Raw genomic sequence first — 14,097 nt, forward strand, 5'->3', positions numbered from 1 at the left:
TGTGGCGGATTTCGGAGTTTGGACAGCTCAAACGAGGTGGGGGATCATGGATCAGGGGGATTGGCGAATCAATGCGTCGTGCCGGGAGGAAGAGCCCGACCAGCTCTTCGTTCGTGGTGCGGAGCAGCGGAAAGCGAAATTGGTGTGCCTCGGCTGCCCGGTCAGGACCGAATGCCTGGCCGAAGCCCTGGACAACCGGATCGAGTTCGGCGTCTGGGGTGGCATGACGGAGCGTGAGCGGCGGGCGTTGTTGCGGCGGAGGCCGGACGTCACGTCGTGGCTCGAACTGCTCGACACCGCGCGCCAGGAGCACCACGTGGACGTGAGGGTGGGCTGAGGCCCACCGGGGTCACTCGCCGGCGAGCCTGCGCCCGATCTCGTGCAGACCGTCCAGGTCGTGCACGTCGGTCGGCAGCGCGGGCACGCCGACCACCGCCACACCGGGGTGGGCCCGCGTGAACCGCGCGATCAGCCGCTTCTCCCGATCGGCGACGGCCACGCGGTCGGCGTGCAGGCGGAGGACGGCCGCCGCGAGGGGCGCGTCACCGGCGCGTTCCAGGCCGTCCGCCGCCGCGTGCGCCTTGGTGGCGGACAGCGCGGCCAGCACGGGGTGCGTCCGGTTGGCGACGAGGCCGATCAGGGGCATCTTCTCCGCGTTGAGCCGCTCCACGAAGTAGCTGGCCTCGCGCAGCGCGTCCGGTTCGGCCGCCGCGATGACGAGGAAACCCGTGCCCGGTGACCGCAGCAGCTCGTAGGTCTTCTGCGCGCGCTGCCGGAAACCGCCGAACATGCTGTCGAACGCCTGCACGAACGTCGAGGCGTCCTGGAGCAGCTGCCCGCCGACGATCGTCGACACGGCCTTGGTGAACAGCCCGAAACCGGCGCCGACGATCTTCCGGATGCCCCGGCCACCCGCGCGGGCGGGGGCGGACAGCATCCGGATCAGCCTGCCGTCCAGCACGGTCGACAGGCGCTGCGGCGCGTCCAGGAAGTCCAGGGCGGACCGGCTCGGCGGGGTGTCCACGACGATCAGGTCCCACCCGCCTTCGGCGACGAGCTGGCCCAGCTTCTCCATCGCCATGTACTCCTGCGTGCCGGAGAACGACGTGGAGATCGTTTGGTAGAACGGGTTCGCCAGGATCTGCTCGGCCCGTTCGCGCCCCGCGTGCGCCAGCACCATGTCGTCGAACGTGCGGCTCATGTCCAGCATCATCGCGTGCAGCTCGCCCTTGGGCTCGAAGCCCTCGGTCTTCACCTCGCGCGGGCTGTTGTCCAGTTCCCGCAGGCCCAGCGACTGCGCGAGCCGCCGCGCCGGGTCGATGGTCAGCACCACGGTGCGCCTGCCGCGCTCGGCGGCCCGCACAGCGATCGCGGCGGCCGTCGTCGTCTTGCCCACGCCGCCGGACCCGCAGCACACGAGGACCCGCGTCTCCGGGTCGTCGATCAGCGCGTCCACGTCGAGCAGAGGTGGCCTGGTCCCGGTCATCGCACGCCCCGCTCCACCAGCAGTTCGGCCAGTTCGTACAGCGCGGCGACGTCCACGCCGTCGGTGAGCTCGGGCAGCTCCACCGTCGGCAGGTCCGACTCCGCGAGCTTGTCCTTGGCGCCCTGTTCCATCGTGACCCTGATCGCGTGCTCCACGGTCTCCTCGACCAGGCCGTCGATCGTCTCGGCGTCCAGGTCCAGCCCGGCGGTCTCCAACCCGGCCCGCACGCGCGAGGCGTCCACCCGGCCACCGGCCGCGGCGACCACCGACCGGGCGGGCAGCCGCAGCGGCCGCACCCGGTTGACCAGCACCGCGCCGGGCCGCAGGTCGGCGCCGTCCAGGTCGGCGACCGCGTCCAGCGTCTCCCGGACCGGCATCTCCTCCAGCAGCGTGACCAGGTGCACTGCGGTGTCCCCGGAGTGCAGCAGCTTCACCACGCCGTCGCTCTGCCCCTTGATCGGACCGACCTTCGCCAGGTCCGCCATCGCCTTCGTGACGTCGAGGAACTGCACCACGCGGCCGGTGGGCGGGGCGTCCAGCACCACGGCGTCGTACTCGTGCCTCCCGGACGGCCCGGTGCGCCGCACGCACTCCTTGACCTTGCCGGTCAGCAGCACGTCCCGCAGCCCCGGCGCGAGCGTGGTCGCGAACTCGATCGCGCCCATCTTGCGCAGCGTGCGACCCGCGAAACCCAGGTTGTAGAACATGTCCAGGTACTCCAGCAGCGCCGCCTCGGGGTCGACCGCGAGCGCGCGCACCTCACCGCCGCCGGGAGCCGACGCGATCCGCTCCTCGGAGTAGGGCAGCGGGGCCCGGTCGAAGAGCTGGGCGATGCCCTGGCGGCCCTCGACCTCCACCAGCAGCACCCGCCGACCACCGGTCGCCAGGGCCAGGGCCAGGGCCGCGGCCGCCGTCGTCTTGCCGGTGCCGCCCTTGCCGGTGACCACGTGCAGCCGTGCACGGGTCAGTTCCTGGGTCCATCCAGTCGCGGGGGAAGCCACCTGGTCAGCCTAAGCGCGCTCGCCCCAACGCGTTGGTCAGTCCATCATCGTGATGAAGAACACCGCCATCGCCGTGGCCGCCACGACACCCCACGTCACCGTGGACGGGAGCCAGTAGGCGATCGCGGTCGCGACCACGGCCACGACGGCCAGTCCGATCACCCCGGCGCGGACCACCTCGGCGTGCGCCGCACCCCTCCGGTCGCGCACCTGGGCCATGGCCACCAGGATCATCACCAGGCCGCCGAGGACGAACAGACCGGTGGCCACCGCGCGCCACGTCTCCATGTGATCAAGGTAGCGACGGGTGGCCGTCGCGGGCAGGGTCTTCACCCGCACGCCGGACGGCTAGGCTCCCCGCCATGACTAAGTGGGAGTACTCCACGGTCCCGCTGCTGATCCACGCCACCAAGGCGATCCTGGACCAGTGGGGCGCCGACGGCTGGGAACTGGTCAGCGTGATCCCGAACCCGACCGGTGAGCAGCACGTCGCGTACCTGAAGAGGCCGAAGGCATGACGACCTGGTCCGAGAAGCTCGCCGAGCTGGGCATCGAACTGCCCGGCGTCGCCGCGCCGCTGGCGGCCTACGTGCCCGCCGTCCGCACCGGGTCCTACGTCTACACGTCCGGCCAGCTGCCGTTCGTCGACGGCGTGCTCGCCGCGACCGGCAAGGTCGGCGCGGACGTGAGCCCGGAAGAGGCCAAGCAGCACGCCAGGACGAGCGGCCTCAACGCCCTCGCCGCCGTGCACGCGCTGGTCGGCATCGACTCGGTCGTGCGCATCGTCAAGGTCGTCGGCTTCGTGGCGTCCGCCGAGGGCTTCACCGGCCAGCCCGCGGTGGTCAACGGCGCGTCGGAGCTGTTCGGCGAGGTGTTCGGGGACGCGGGCGTGCACGCCCGGTCCGCGGTGGGTGTCGCGGAGCTGCCGCTGGGCGCCCCCGTCGAGGTAGAGCTGATCGTCGAAGTCGGCTGAAGGGCGTGATGTGAGATGTCGGACACCGAGTGGGCGTGCCACGAACTCCTGCTGAGGCTGGCGGGCAGGCTGCCCGACGACCTCCTCTGGCGGTTCCGCGACTGGGCCGCGACCGACGGGGTCGTGGTGCTCGCACGCGCTTTGCCGCGTGCGCTGCTGCACGACCGCATCGGTCTGACCGACCTCGAACACGGCCTTCTCGCTGACGCCGTGCTGTCAAACGGGGCCGATCGGGCGATGCTCAGTTCGGTCGAAGGGGTGGACGAACTCCCGGAATCCGACTACACCTTCACAGCAGAATCACCCGATCGTGTGTCGATGGGGGATTCTGCGACCGCGGTGCTCGGTGCCACGCTGCGCGGTCGCCAGGGAGTCGGCGAAGTCCGGTCCTCCTGGCGGCAGGGCGGTGCGGACCAGGCGGCCAGGCGAATCATGCTGATCGCCGCCACGACCGGCCACGCCCGCCTGACGGGCGAGGTGCAGCGAGTGCTCCGCGCACTGGGCGAACACGACCCGTGCGTCGAGGTCGTACCGCTCGGAATGGAATTGCCGCCCTACCACCGGGCGGCGTTGGCGGCATCGGAGCCGATCTGCACCGGCGCCGAAGTCGATGGGCACCTGGTGCCCGTGTAGCGCTCGTCGATCGGCGGGCCGGAAGGAGAACAGGCGTGGCGAACGACGTGGAACTGCCCGTCCGTCTACACGATCTCCTGTTGGCACTGGCCGGTCGCGTCGATGACGACGCGCTGTCCCAGGCACGGGAGCTGCTCGCGGTCGCGGAATCGGATCGCGCGCTCGAACTGGTCGTGGGCTGCCTGCTCGCGGGCCGCATACCCGTGACGAACGGCGAACAGGAGCGGATCGCGGACCTGCTGGGCGAGGTCAACTCGTCCCGCGCGCTCGCGGACCTCCTGGTCGTGCTCGACACCCTCCCGGTGCCCAGGCACCGGTTCTCGGCCGAGTCGGACCCCGTGGACGGCATCTCCAACGCCCTGTCCAAAGTGGTCGCGAGCTTGCCGGACATCCGCTCGGTGATGTGCGTGTGGCGCTCCACCCCGTCGGGCGCCTCACCGGGCCCGCTGCCCCAGCGCGTCGTCCTGATCGACATCGGCCCGCAGGGCCACGCGCCCGCCACCGCGTACCGGGTCGACCGCGCGCTGCGACGCGCGGGCCTGCACTCGGCCGTGGAGGTGCTGCGCCCCGCTACGCAGCTCAGCGATTACCACGCGGCCGCTGTCACGACCGCCCGCGAGGTGAAGTTCAGCGACACGTCGCCCGGAGGTTCGTCGGGCGGCGGGCACCGGGACGAGACCGGGGCGTGGTTCGACGGACCGGAAGACGTTCGGGATCAGGCACCGGCGGTTGAGCCGACACCGGTGCCGGAGATCGCAGAGACCGGCTCACAGGCCTCCAGGCGCAGCAACCGCGCCGAGTCCTTCGAAGGCGCGCAGCCGTTCCCCCCGAAGCCGGTGAAGCGGGTCGTCCGCGAAGCCGTCGAGGTGGAAGAGGAACCGCCGCTGCCGCCCGCGCTTGCTTCAGCGGCGCAGCTTGCGCCGCTTCCGGTGCTCGCGCCAGGGCTGAACAACGCCGAGGTGACGATGGAGTTGGGGCCGGATGACCTGAAGGCGCTCCAGGCGGCTTTGGCGGATCCGAACGGGTTGCCGCCGGGGCAGGTCGCGGTGGAGGCCACTCCGGCCGCTGACGCGAAGTTGAGCGACCGGGAGCGGGCCTTGTTGCAGCAGTTGCACGAGGAGTTGGCGCAGCGGGAAGACGTGCCGCCGGGGCAGGCCGAGGCGAACTGGACGACGGATCGGTCGAGTGGGTCGTTCCAGCCGCCGGCTTGGATGGGGGCGCAGGCGGATCTGGTGAACGGGGCGCCTCAGCAGAACGGGCATCCGCCTTATCAGGGTTGATCTTGTGTGGTTCGGGGCCCCTCGCTGGTGTGCGGGGGGTTTCGTTTTGGGGTGGGTTCTTGTGGTGTGTGTCTGGGTGGGGTGCGTCTGGGTGGGGGTGGCTTTACCCGGTCGCCGAGTGTTCTAGACGCACCTCCGCTTGTCAAGACGGTGAAGATGTCTTGACAAGCGGAGGTGCGTCTAGAGATGGCTTTGGATCGGGTGCAGGGGTAGGTCTGGCTGCGCCAGCATCAGGCTGCGCCTGACAGGGCACCTCGCTGCGCGTCGGTAGGGCGGTGGGCGCTCCGCGCCGGGTGCGAGGGGGCGGCTTCGCCGATGTGGCCGCTAGCTTTGGGCTTGGGTGGTGGGGCTGGACATCCGGCGCTTCGTGATGGATGGGTGCTTGCTGTCGTTTGGGTAGGCATCCAGGTTTTGGGCTGGGGCGGTCCTGGTTTTGGGGTAGTGCTTGGGTTTTGCGTCGTGTGTGGCGCAGTGGAGGCTTGACTTCGAAGTCTTGTGGTTCGGGGGTCGCTCGGTTACTCACCGTGACGGATGGCTCGGGTTGCTTGGTGGCGAGGAACGCGAGTAATGCTCAATTGCGTTGTCCTGCGAAATGTTGACTGGTGATCCCGCGTCGCGACCGATGATCATTGGTCGTCGGGCCGCCGAAATTGTCGGACCTTCCAGCTAGCGTGGAATTTGGGGGTCCATCCCTCGCGCGCGTGGGTGGGGTCCCCCCGAATTCAAGTTTACCGGAGGGGACCGACAAGATCGTTTGGTTGGCGGGCAAGATCGTTATCCGAGGTAAGGGTTTTGTATTGCTGGTCAGGTGGGTTCCGTTGATTTGTCGGCGAGGGTTCGCAGGGCGGTGATCAAGTTTGTGCGGGATTCCCTGGTGAGGGGGCGGTAGGGCCTGGAGGCGAGGCGGTTGGTGGTGGCTTCGATGCGGATGCGGGTCGGGGTGTCCGCCGGTAAGTCCTGCATCTCTTGAGCGGTCAGGCCTTCTGCGGACCAGGCGTGGGCGTGGGCGTCTGCGCGGTGGTGGCGCAGGGCGCGCAGTTGGTCGAAGAGGTGGGCGGCTGGTGAGGGGCCGGTTGTGGCCTTGGCCATGGGGTGGTCGACCTGGATCGGGATGGGGATCGGGGTTGGCCAGAAGGTGGTGGCGACTTCGGCGTGGACCTCGTTGACCAGGTGCAGGACGGGGAGGCAGCGGGGGGTGGCGGTGACCTCGTCGGGGGTGGAGGTGAGCCAGCCTGCTTCCGCCAGTTGGGTGTGGTGGGTGTCGATGTCGGCGGTGTAGCGGTGGAGATTGCGCGCGGTTTCCCGTGGGACGGGGCCGGTCACCAGCAGGCTTGCGAGGTCGGCCAGCAGGCCCAGGTGGGGTGGGCGGTCGGTGATGCGGGCGACGACCCGTGGGCCGGAGGCGCGGTGGACGGCTGGGACGAGGCGGTGGAGTTCGGTGGCGGTGGTGGCCGCTGTCAGGCAGGCGTCGGCGGCGTCGATGGCCAGTTCGGTCGAGGCCACGAGGTCGGGGGTGGTGCGGAGGCGGAGCGCCTTGTGGAAGTGCTCCAGGGCCAAGTCCCACCTGCCCTGGTCGTAGTGGCACTTGCCCGCGTGCTGGTGGGCGTAGTCGAGGAGGTCGCCCGCGTCGGCCAAGCAGGCTTCGAACTCGGCGTTCGCTTCGGGGAACCTGCCCTGCCACTGGAGCACGTGGGCGCGGCGCAGGCGTGCGGCGGTGGTCGGGCGGAGGGCGAGTGCCCGGTTAGCGGCGTCCTCGGCCTGGTCGAGCCTGCGCAGCAGGCGTGCGGCGAGGCCGACCGCGCTCCACGAGTGGTGGTCGTCGGGCCGCTGCTCGTCGAGCCAGGTGGCCAGTTCGGCGGGGTGGTCGGGGGTCTCGTGGAGGGTTTCGGGGTCGATGTGGAAGTCGTGGACGTTCACCGGCCCGCCTTGCTCGCCGCCAATTCGATGACCCGCTGGAGGTGCAGGCCGCGGCGGACGTCCAGGGGGTGTTCGGTGGTGCGGCTATGGATCATGGCGACGAAGTCGTCCAGCAGCAGCGTGTAGCAGTCGCGCGCGGACGTGGAGCCCCTGGAGAGCCTGCGGTACCCGTGCTCGCCGTAGACCGTCAACTCGGCGACCGGGGGTTGCAGCGGCATGCTCATCGACATGGCCGCGGAACTGGTCGCGCCGCCGTCATGCGCGAAGACCAGGCGCCACAGGCCGGTGTCGGACACGGTCGCGGACACCACGTCGGTGATCGTGCCCAGCGCGATGTCGAGCAGGTCGAACACGTGCGGGCCGAGGTCGTGCAGGGCGCCGCGCTCATGTCGCCACGGCGAGTGGGAGTAGGGGCCGTCGAGCAGTGCGCCGTTGAGCCACTGCGCGTCGCCGCCCGCCCAGCCGCCCGTGCGGCGCAGCTGGGTCAGCAGCTCCTTCGTCTCCGGCGCGTACCGGCGGGTCAGCAGCACCAGCGAGGCGACACCGGCCTGTTCGACAGCGGCGACGAGGAGTTCGGCCTCGTCGACGGTGGCGGCGATCGGCTTCTCCAGGATGACGTGCTTGCCCTGCTGCGCGGCCTTGACCGCGATCACGGACTGCACCTCCGGGGGCACGGCGAACGCCACGGCGTCCACAGAGGACAGCAGTTCGTCCGGTGTGGACGCCACCTCCGCGCCGTGCGCGTGCGCGATCTCCGCGGCCGCCTCCGGCCTGCGGGCCCACACCGAGGTGAGCCGGGTACCGGGGTGGTCGGCGATGCCGGGCGCGTGCACCGCGGTCGCCCACGGGCCCGCCCCGACCAGTCCTACGCGCAGCTGTTCTTCCACGCCGACCATCCTGCCCCTCAGCGGCCGCCCTCGTAGGCGGACTCGGGAACGAAGATCTCGCCGCCGTTGTCGAAGCGCAACCGGGTGCCGCCGTCGCCGAACACGGCCTCGGGGTCGTCCTCCCAGCCGTGGGGGATGGGCACGATGTGGCCGCGCGACTCGTCCGGGCCGAGCCAGACCTCGTAGCTGGTCGCGCCGACGAGGCTTTCGACCTTCTTGACGAACACCCCCGGACCCCCGGTGGACTGGGGTTTCGCGTGCACGGTCGTGCGGTCGGGGAGGAACAGCACCACGCCTGCCACGACGGTGAGCCCGGTGCCCAGGATCGCGCCGAGCAGGAACACCAGGATCTTGACCAGGCAACCGGTGACCAGTGGACGGGAGTCGGAGACCATCGGCCCATCCTGCCCGGTGCCCGGAAGTAGGCTCGACCGCATGCGCGAACTCCCCGCGGACATGGTGCTGCCCGAAGGAATGGTGCCCGCCGAACCACCGGCGGTGCCGGTCGTGCCGAAGGACGCCGCGACAGTCGTCCTGATCAGGGACACGGACGCCAAGCCCGAGGTGTTCCTCCAGCGGCGGGTCGTCGGAATGGCCTTCGCGGGCGGCATGACCGTGTTCCCCGGCGGTGGTGTCGACCGCCGGGACGCCGACACCACCGTCGCCTGGGCAGGACCCGAACCGGCCTGGTGGGGCCGCTGCTTCGACTGCGACCCCGCGCTGGCCACGGCGCTGGTCTGCGCGGCCGTGCGGGAGACGTTCGAGGAGTCCGGCGTCCTGCTGGCGGGCCCGGACGCCACCAGCGTCGTCGCGGACACCCGCCCGTTCGCCGATGCCCGGAAGGCGTTGGAGAAGCGCGAGGTCTCACTCGCCCAGTTCCTGTCCGAGGCGGGACTGGTGCTGCGCGCCGACCTGCTGCGGCCGTGGGCGCACTGGGTCACCCCGACCGAGGAGCCGCGCCGCTACGACACCCGGTTCTTCGTCGCGGTCCTGCCCAAGGGGCAGCGTGCCGACGACGTGACCAGCGAGGCGTCCGACGCCTCATGGCAGACGCCCGCCGAAGCGATCGACGACTGGAAGCAGGGCAGGCGCGGCCTCATGCCGCCCACCTGGACGACGTTGGCGGACCTCGACGAGTTCGACAGCGCCGCCGCCGTCATGGCCGCCGAGCGCACCGTCGAGAAGATCATCCCGAAGGTCGTGCGCCGCGGCGGGAAGTTGCATGTCATCCTGCCAGGGGACCCCGAGTACACGACCGCCGCGGCCCACTTGGACGCCCGGCCGGATGACGAGGTGGGACGACGATGAGCCGCTTTCCCTCTATCAGCGCACACGCGCAGCACCCGGCCTACGGCGTGCTGCGCAAGGTCACCGACACCGCTTCGGTGATGCTCGCCGACAACCCGTCGATCATGACCCTCGACGGCACCAACACCTGGATCCTCCGCGCCCCGGACTCCGTCTCCTGCGTGGTCGTCGACCCCGGCCCCCTGGACGAGGCCCACCTCACCAGGGTCGCCGCCTGCGGCCCGGTCGCCACCGTCCTCATCACCCACGGCCACGCCGACCACGAGGCGGGCGCCCAGCGCTTCGCCCAGATGGTCAACGCCCCCATCCGCGCCAACGACCCGGCCCTCTGCCGCAACGGCGCCCCGCTCACCGCAGACACCCTCATTTCCGCCGCGGGCCTACGCCTCGAAGTGCTGGCCACCCCCGGCCACACCGCCGACTCGATCTGCCTGCTCCTGGACCACGAGGACACCACCACCGTCCTCACCGGCGACACCATCCTCGGCCGCGGCACCACCGTCGTCGCCCACCCGGACGGCAAACTAGCCGACTACCTTACCTCACTACGCCTGCTCGCAGACCTCCCACCAGGCACCCAAGCCCTACCCGGCCACGGCCCCGAACTCCCCGACGTCACCCACATCGCCAAGGCCTACCTCACCCACCGCGAACAACGCCTGTCCCAGGTCCGCGCAGCCGTAGAGCAACTGGGCGGCTCCCCAACCGCCCGCCAGGTGGTGGAGGTCGTCTACGCAGACGTCGACCACGTCCTTTGGGAAGCCGCAGAGTGGTCAGTAGGCGCCCAACTGGAATACCTCCGCACCGAAGGCTAAGCACAAGACAAGGCAAAAAACCCAGGCCAGGCCAGGGCAGGGCAGCAACAGAACCCCCGGACAAGGCAGCGCCACAGGCCAAACCACGGTGCCAACCCAAGCCGGGCCTTATCGGCGCAGCCGCTCCCCCCATCCGGCGCGGAGCGCCCGCCGCCTTGTCCGGCGCAGCTCGGATGCCTTGTCGGCGCAGCCGATGCCCGAGTTCGGCGAAGCCGAATGCTGGCGCAGCCAGACCTACCCCTGCACCCGATACGAAGCCGCTCTGGGCTTGACGCAGCTTGTCAAGGCATCTTTTCAGCCTTGACAAGCTGCGGCAAGTCTAGAACACTCGGCGACCGGGTGAAGGCCATGTCCACCACGACGGCGACCGGGTGACGGCACCCCCACCCCGACCCAACCGAGCCAGCCCCCCAACCCCCTAAACCACCGTCCTCAACGGCACCACCAGGTAAGTCAACTCCACCCCGTCCGCCTCCGCCTGCGACGTCAACACCGTCGACCTCAACCCGTCCTGGATCCTCAACTCCACCCTCCTCCCGCTGAACGCCTTCAACGCATCCGCCAGATACCGAGCCTGGAACGACTTCGTCAACCGATTCCCGTCCACGGTCGCCTTCACCGACTCCTCCGACTCCCCGTTCTGCGGATCGCTCCCCCGAACCCGCACCTCGCTGTCGTCCACCTGGATCGTCACCGACCCGTGGGGCCCCGCGTACGGCGTAGCCCGCCGCACAGCCCCCGCCAATGCGTCCGCGTCCACGAGAACCGTGCTGTCGATGACCGCCTCCAGGAGTTTCCGCACTCGATCATCGGGAAATGGCGCCGCCAGCAGCGCCGTGCTCACCGAGCCGCCCGGCCAGGACAGCCCCAACCGGTCGTCGTCCGCGTGCAGCGCCACCTGTTCCAGGGCGGACGGCTGCCGGACCACATCGGCCAGCAACCCGGCGGGCACCAGCACGTCCAGCGGCCCCATCGGGTCCCATGGCAGGGTCGCGAAGGCCATCCGGTATCTGTCCGTGGCGATCAATTCCAACCGCCCGCCGACCGCGTGGATCCGCATCCCGGTGAACACCGGCAGCGCGTCGTCGCGGGACGCCGCTCCCGCCACCGGCACGATCGCGGACGCCAGCACGCCCGCCGGAACCCGCCCCGCCAACGCGGGCAGCGCGGGGACTCCGGGGTGCGACGCGAGGTCCAGCAGCGGCAGCGCGAACCGGGCGTTCGACGTCCGCACGGCCAGCCGCGATCCCTCGACGACCAGCCTGACCTGCGGGTCGTCCAGGGTTCGGAGGGTGTCCGCCAACGGTTTGGCGGGCACCAGGACGGCGCCTTCGGTGTGCACGGTCGCGCTACGGGTGAGCCGGACGGCACGCTCGCGGTCGCTCCCGGACAGCTCCACACCCGCCGGTCCGGCCCGCAGGACCAGGCCCGCGAGGACCGGGTTGAGCACCCTCGTGGGGAGCAGTCGGGCGACTTCGGCCGCGGCGGCGGCGAGGTCTCCGGTGGTGGCGGTGAGGTCCATGCGCCGACGGTAGCGACGGGGTCCGACAATTTCTGGTCGTGCGAGGTCAGCGGGGGTGCGATTAGCGTAGGGGCGTGATGAGCGAACCGGTGCCGATGCCCACCCTGCGAGGCAGGGTGCTGGGTGGCAAGCTCCGCGACCTGCGGGAGGCGACCGGCATGTCGGTCGAAGCCGTGGCGACGCGGCTGGGCATCGTGGGCGTGCGCGTCCAGCGGCTGGAGGACGGCGTCACCCCGGTGTGGATGCCGGACCTGCACGCGTACTTCCACGCCCTGCGCATCGAGCGCAGGCTGCGCGACGTGCTGATCGGCGAGGCCGTGCGGGCACGGGACCTCTACCTGGAGTGCGACTGGGGCCCGGAGGCCGAGTCGGTGCTCACGCTGCTGGGCCGGACCGCCGAGCGGGTGGACGTGCTGAGCCCCCACGCCGTGCCGACCCTGCACGTCGACGACCTGACTCGGTGCACGGTCTTCACCAGCGAGGGCGCGATGCCGAGCCCGCCGCCCGGCATCACCGTCCGGTGGATCCCGTTCGCCAAGGGCGCCTACCCCGGCATCGGGCACCCGTGCACGCTGTTCCACATGGCCGAGGGGCCGTCGGTGGTCTACCTCGAACACGTGCACGCGGCCACGTTCATCGAGGAACCCGACGAGGTCATGGCCGCGCGCAGCGTGTTCGAACGCCTGGACGTCTTCCTGGACTAGGGCCTAGCGCGAGGCGAGGTCCATCTCCTCGCGCCGCGCGGCGGGAGCTTCGGCGGGCACGCCCGCGGCGACGGTGCTGCGGAACAGCCACACCAGCCCGGCGACGAACAGGCCGGACGCGCCGGCGGCGAGGAACGCCACCTGGGTGCCGATGTGCTCGACGAGGTAGCCGCTGATCGACTGGCCGATGGCCAGGCCGACGGTCACCGCGGTGACGATCCAGCCGAACGCCTCGGTGGCCGTGCCCCTGGGCGCGACCTGCTCGATCGCCGCCGAGTGCGTGGTGGCCTGCGGGGTCACCATGGTGCCGACCAGCAGCATCGCCGCACCCAGCCAGAACAGCGTCGTCGGGATGGCCAGCAGCAGCGACAGCGCGCCGAACCCGCCGAGCAGCGCGGGCAGCCGCAGGTGCATCGACCTGGGGAACGGCTTCATCGCGTACAGCACGCCGAACACGACGGAGCTGATCGACCACGCGCTCAGCAGCAGCCCGCCGAGGCTGACGTGACCGGCGTTCGCCGCGGCCGCGGGCACCGCGACCTCGATGAACCCGATCGTCACGCCGAAGCCGAGCGCGGCCAGCGCGACGGTCCGCATGCCGGGGCTGGCCAGCGCGCCGAGCAGCTTGCGGCCGGTGACGGCGGCGGGCCGGACACCGCGCACGGTGGAGTTGAGGGCGAACCACGTGCCGCCGATCACCATGCAGACCGCGCCGACGACCACACCGGTGCCCGCCCACGGCGCGGCGACCAGGATCCCGGACAGGCCGGGACCGAGGATGAAGAAGACCTCCATGCTGATCGCCTCGTAGGCGTAGCCCGCGAGCCTGGTCGAGCCCGGCGGCACCATCCGGCTCCACAGCGCCCGCGACGCCGAGCCGACCATGGGCTCGGTGAACCCGACGCCGAACGCCAGCGGCAGCAGCACGGCGACCGCCGCGCGCGCCTCGACGGCCATGATCGACACCGTCACGAACACGGCGAACAGCCCGATCACGGCCAACAGCGGACGGGTGGGGCCGAAGCGGTCCATCAGCCTGCCCTGCACGACCGCGCCCACCGCGACACCGACCAGCGACCCCGCCGACACCAGTCCCGCGATCGCGAACGACCCGGTCGTGCGCTGCACGTAGAGCAGCAGCGACAGCCCGACCATGGCGATCGGGAGGCGGGCGAGCACGGCCGCGGTGACGGGGCCGCGCATTCCGGGAGTGGTCAGGGCGGCGCGGTAGTCGGCGAGCCGGGCGGAGTGGGACATGCGTACCAGTGTGCAGCACAGTGGTACGCCCGTGCCAGTTATTTCCGGTGCGGTTCGTCACCGGTTGAGACGCCGGTTGCGATCCGGTCACGAGAACGGGCTGTCCGGATGAAAGTTGCCGGTGGAACGGCTGAACACGATGTCTTCCAGGTGAAAGTGCTTGGAAGAACGGGGTGTCGCCGTGCGATCGTTGACCAACGAGTCACGAGGACCGGAACCCGCTGGTCGCGCGAGGACCCACCCAGGTGGTTTCGCCGCTGATCGGACTGGGTAACCACACCCACCGGGTCATCAAGACCTCTTGCCGGCGATGA

The 14,097-nt window shown here is 70.6% G+C and carries 16 protein-coding genes; 8 read left to right on the top strand and 8 right to left on the bottom strand.

Annotated elements, in window-relative coordinates; translation table 11 throughout:
* Positions 1-46: 46 nt before the first annotated feature.
* Positions 47-337, top strand: a complete 291-nt coding sequence (locus tag RM788_RS26560) for a WhiB family transcriptional regulator (protein WP_315934490.1) — start codon at positions 47-49, stop codon at positions 335-337.
* A 12-nt stretch (positions 338-349) separates the two neighbouring features.
* Here the strand turns inward: RM788_RS26560 and RM788_RS26565 are convergent, their stop codons facing one another.
* Genes RM788_RS26565 through RM788_RS26575 form a run of 3 tightly spaced genes read right to left on the bottom strand, consistent with a single transcriptional unit; the run spans position 350 to position 2,775 of the window.
* Positions 350-1,486 (bottom strand): ATPase BagB, encoded by a 1,137-nt coding sequence (locus tag RM788_RS26565; protein WP_315934491.1) that lies wholly within the window; start codon positions 1,484-1,486, stop codon positions 350-352.
* Entirely contained in the window at positions 1,483-2,487 is a 1,005-nt protein-coding gene (locus RM788_RS26570) for an ATPase BagA (RefSeq protein WP_315934492.1), read from the bottom strand. Before RM788_RS26570 ends, RM788_RS26565 begins: the two co-directional genes overlap by 4 nt.
* 36 nt (positions 2,488-2,523) lie before the next feature.
* On the bottom strand, positions 2,524-2,775 hold the full coding sequence (locus tag RM788_RS26575; protein ID WP_315934493.1) for a hypothetical protein: 252 nt from the start codon (positions 2,773-2,775) through the stop codon (positions 2,524-2,526).
* 74 nt (positions 2,776-2,849) lie between these two features.
* On the opposite strand from RM788_RS26575, the gene RM788_RS26580 reads away from it, so the two are divergent.
* The 4 genes from RM788_RS26580 to RM788_RS26595 are packed head-to-tail and all read left to right on the top strand — an operon-like array spanning position 2,850 to position 5,373.
* On the top strand, positions 2,850-3,005 hold the full coding sequence (locus tag RM788_RS26580; protein WP_315934494.1) for a Sp36 family protein: 156 nt from the start codon (positions 2,850-2,852) through the stop codon (positions 3,003-3,005).
* Positions 3,002-3,460 (top strand): RidA family protein, encoded by a 459-nt coding sequence (locus tag RM788_RS26585; RefSeq protein ID WP_315934495.1) that lies wholly within the window; start codon positions 3,002-3,004, stop codon positions 3,458-3,460. The genes RM788_RS26580 and RM788_RS26585 overlap by 4 nt, the downstream gene beginning before the upstream one ends.
* Before the next feature lie 15 nt (positions 3,461-3,475).
* On the top strand, positions 3,476-4,093 hold the full coding sequence (locus RM788_RS26590) for a hypothetical protein (RefSeq protein ID WP_315934496.1): 618 nt from the start codon (positions 3,476-3,478) through the stop codon (positions 4,091-4,093).
* 35 nt (positions 4,094-4,128) lie between these two features.
* The gene (locus RM788_RS26595) at positions 4,129-5,373 is read left to right on the top strand and encodes a hypothetical protein (protein WP_315934497.1); all 1,245 of its coding nucleotides are present in this window, start codon (positions 4,129-4,131) and stop codon (positions 5,371-5,373) included.
* Between the two features lie 804 nt (positions 5,374-6,177).
* Here RM788_RS26595 and RM788_RS26600 read toward each other — a convergent pair.
* The 3 genes from RM788_RS26600 to RM788_RS26610 are packed head-to-tail and all read right to left on the bottom strand — an operon-like array spanning position 6,178 to position 8,572.
* Positions 6,178-7,290, bottom strand: coding sequence for a tetratricopeptide repeat protein (locus RM788_RS26600; protein ID WP_315934498.1), 1,113 nt, complete (start codon positions 7,288-7,290; stop codon positions 6,178-6,180).
* A complete protein-coding gene (locus tag RM788_RS26605) occupies positions 7,287-8,186 on the bottom strand; it encodes a Gfo/Idh/MocA family protein (RefSeq protein WP_315934499.1) in 900 nt (299 codons plus the stop codon). Before RM788_RS26605 ends, RM788_RS26600 begins: the two co-directional genes overlap by 4 nt.
* Positions 8,187-8,194: 8 nt before the next feature.
* Positions 8,195-8,572, bottom strand: a complete 378-nt coding sequence (locus RM788_RS26610) for a hypothetical protein (RefSeq protein WP_315934500.1) — start codon at positions 8,570-8,572, stop codon at positions 8,195-8,197.
* Positions 8,573-8,633: 61 nt separating this feature from the next.
* On the opposite strand from RM788_RS26610, the gene RM788_RS26615 reads away from it, so the two are divergent.
* Together RM788_RS26615 and RM788_RS26620 are read left to right on the top strand one after the other, a co-directional pair.
* Positions 8,634-9,485: an NUDIX hydrolase gene (locus RM788_RS26615; protein WP_315934767.1), complete on the top strand. Its 852-nt coding sequence runs from the start codon at positions 8,634-8,636 to the stop codon at positions 9,483-9,485.
* Positions 9,482-10,300 (top strand): MBL fold metallo-hydrolase, encoded by an 819-nt coding sequence (locus RM788_RS26620; RefSeq protein ID WP_315934501.1) that lies wholly within the window; start codon positions 9,482-9,484, stop codon positions 10,298-10,300. Before RM788_RS26615 ends, RM788_RS26620 begins: the two co-directional genes overlap by 4 nt.
* A 418-nt stretch (positions 10,301-10,718) precedes the next feature.
* Here RM788_RS26620 and dnaN read toward each other — a convergent pair whose 3' ends face one another.
* Positions 10,719-11,822 (bottom strand): DNA polymerase III subunit beta, encoded by a 1,104-nt coding sequence (gene dnaN / locus RM788_RS26625; protein ID WP_315934502.1) that lies wholly within the window; start codon positions 11,820-11,822, stop codon positions 10,719-10,721.
* 77 nt (positions 11,823-11,899) lie between these two features.
* On the opposite strand from dnaN, the gene RM788_RS26630 reads away from it, so the two are divergent.
* Entirely contained in the window at positions 11,900-12,526 is a 627-nt protein-coding gene (locus RM788_RS26630) for a Scr1 family TA system antitoxin-like transcriptional regulator (RefSeq protein WP_315934768.1), read from the top strand.
* 3 nt (positions 12,527-12,529) lie between these two features.
* Here RM788_RS26630 and RM788_RS26635 read toward each other — a convergent pair whose 3' ends face one another.
* A complete protein-coding gene (locus RM788_RS26635) occupies positions 12,530-13,783 on the bottom strand; it encodes an MFS transporter (RefSeq protein ID WP_315934503.1) in 1,254 nt (417 codons plus the stop codon).
* Positions 13,784-14,097 lie beyond the last annotated feature (314 nt).

The organism is Umezawaea sp. Da 62-37 (assembly GCF_032460545.1).
Classification (GTDB): domain Bacteria; phylum Actinomycetota; class Actinomycetes; order Mycobacteriales; family Pseudonocardiaceae; genus Umezawaea.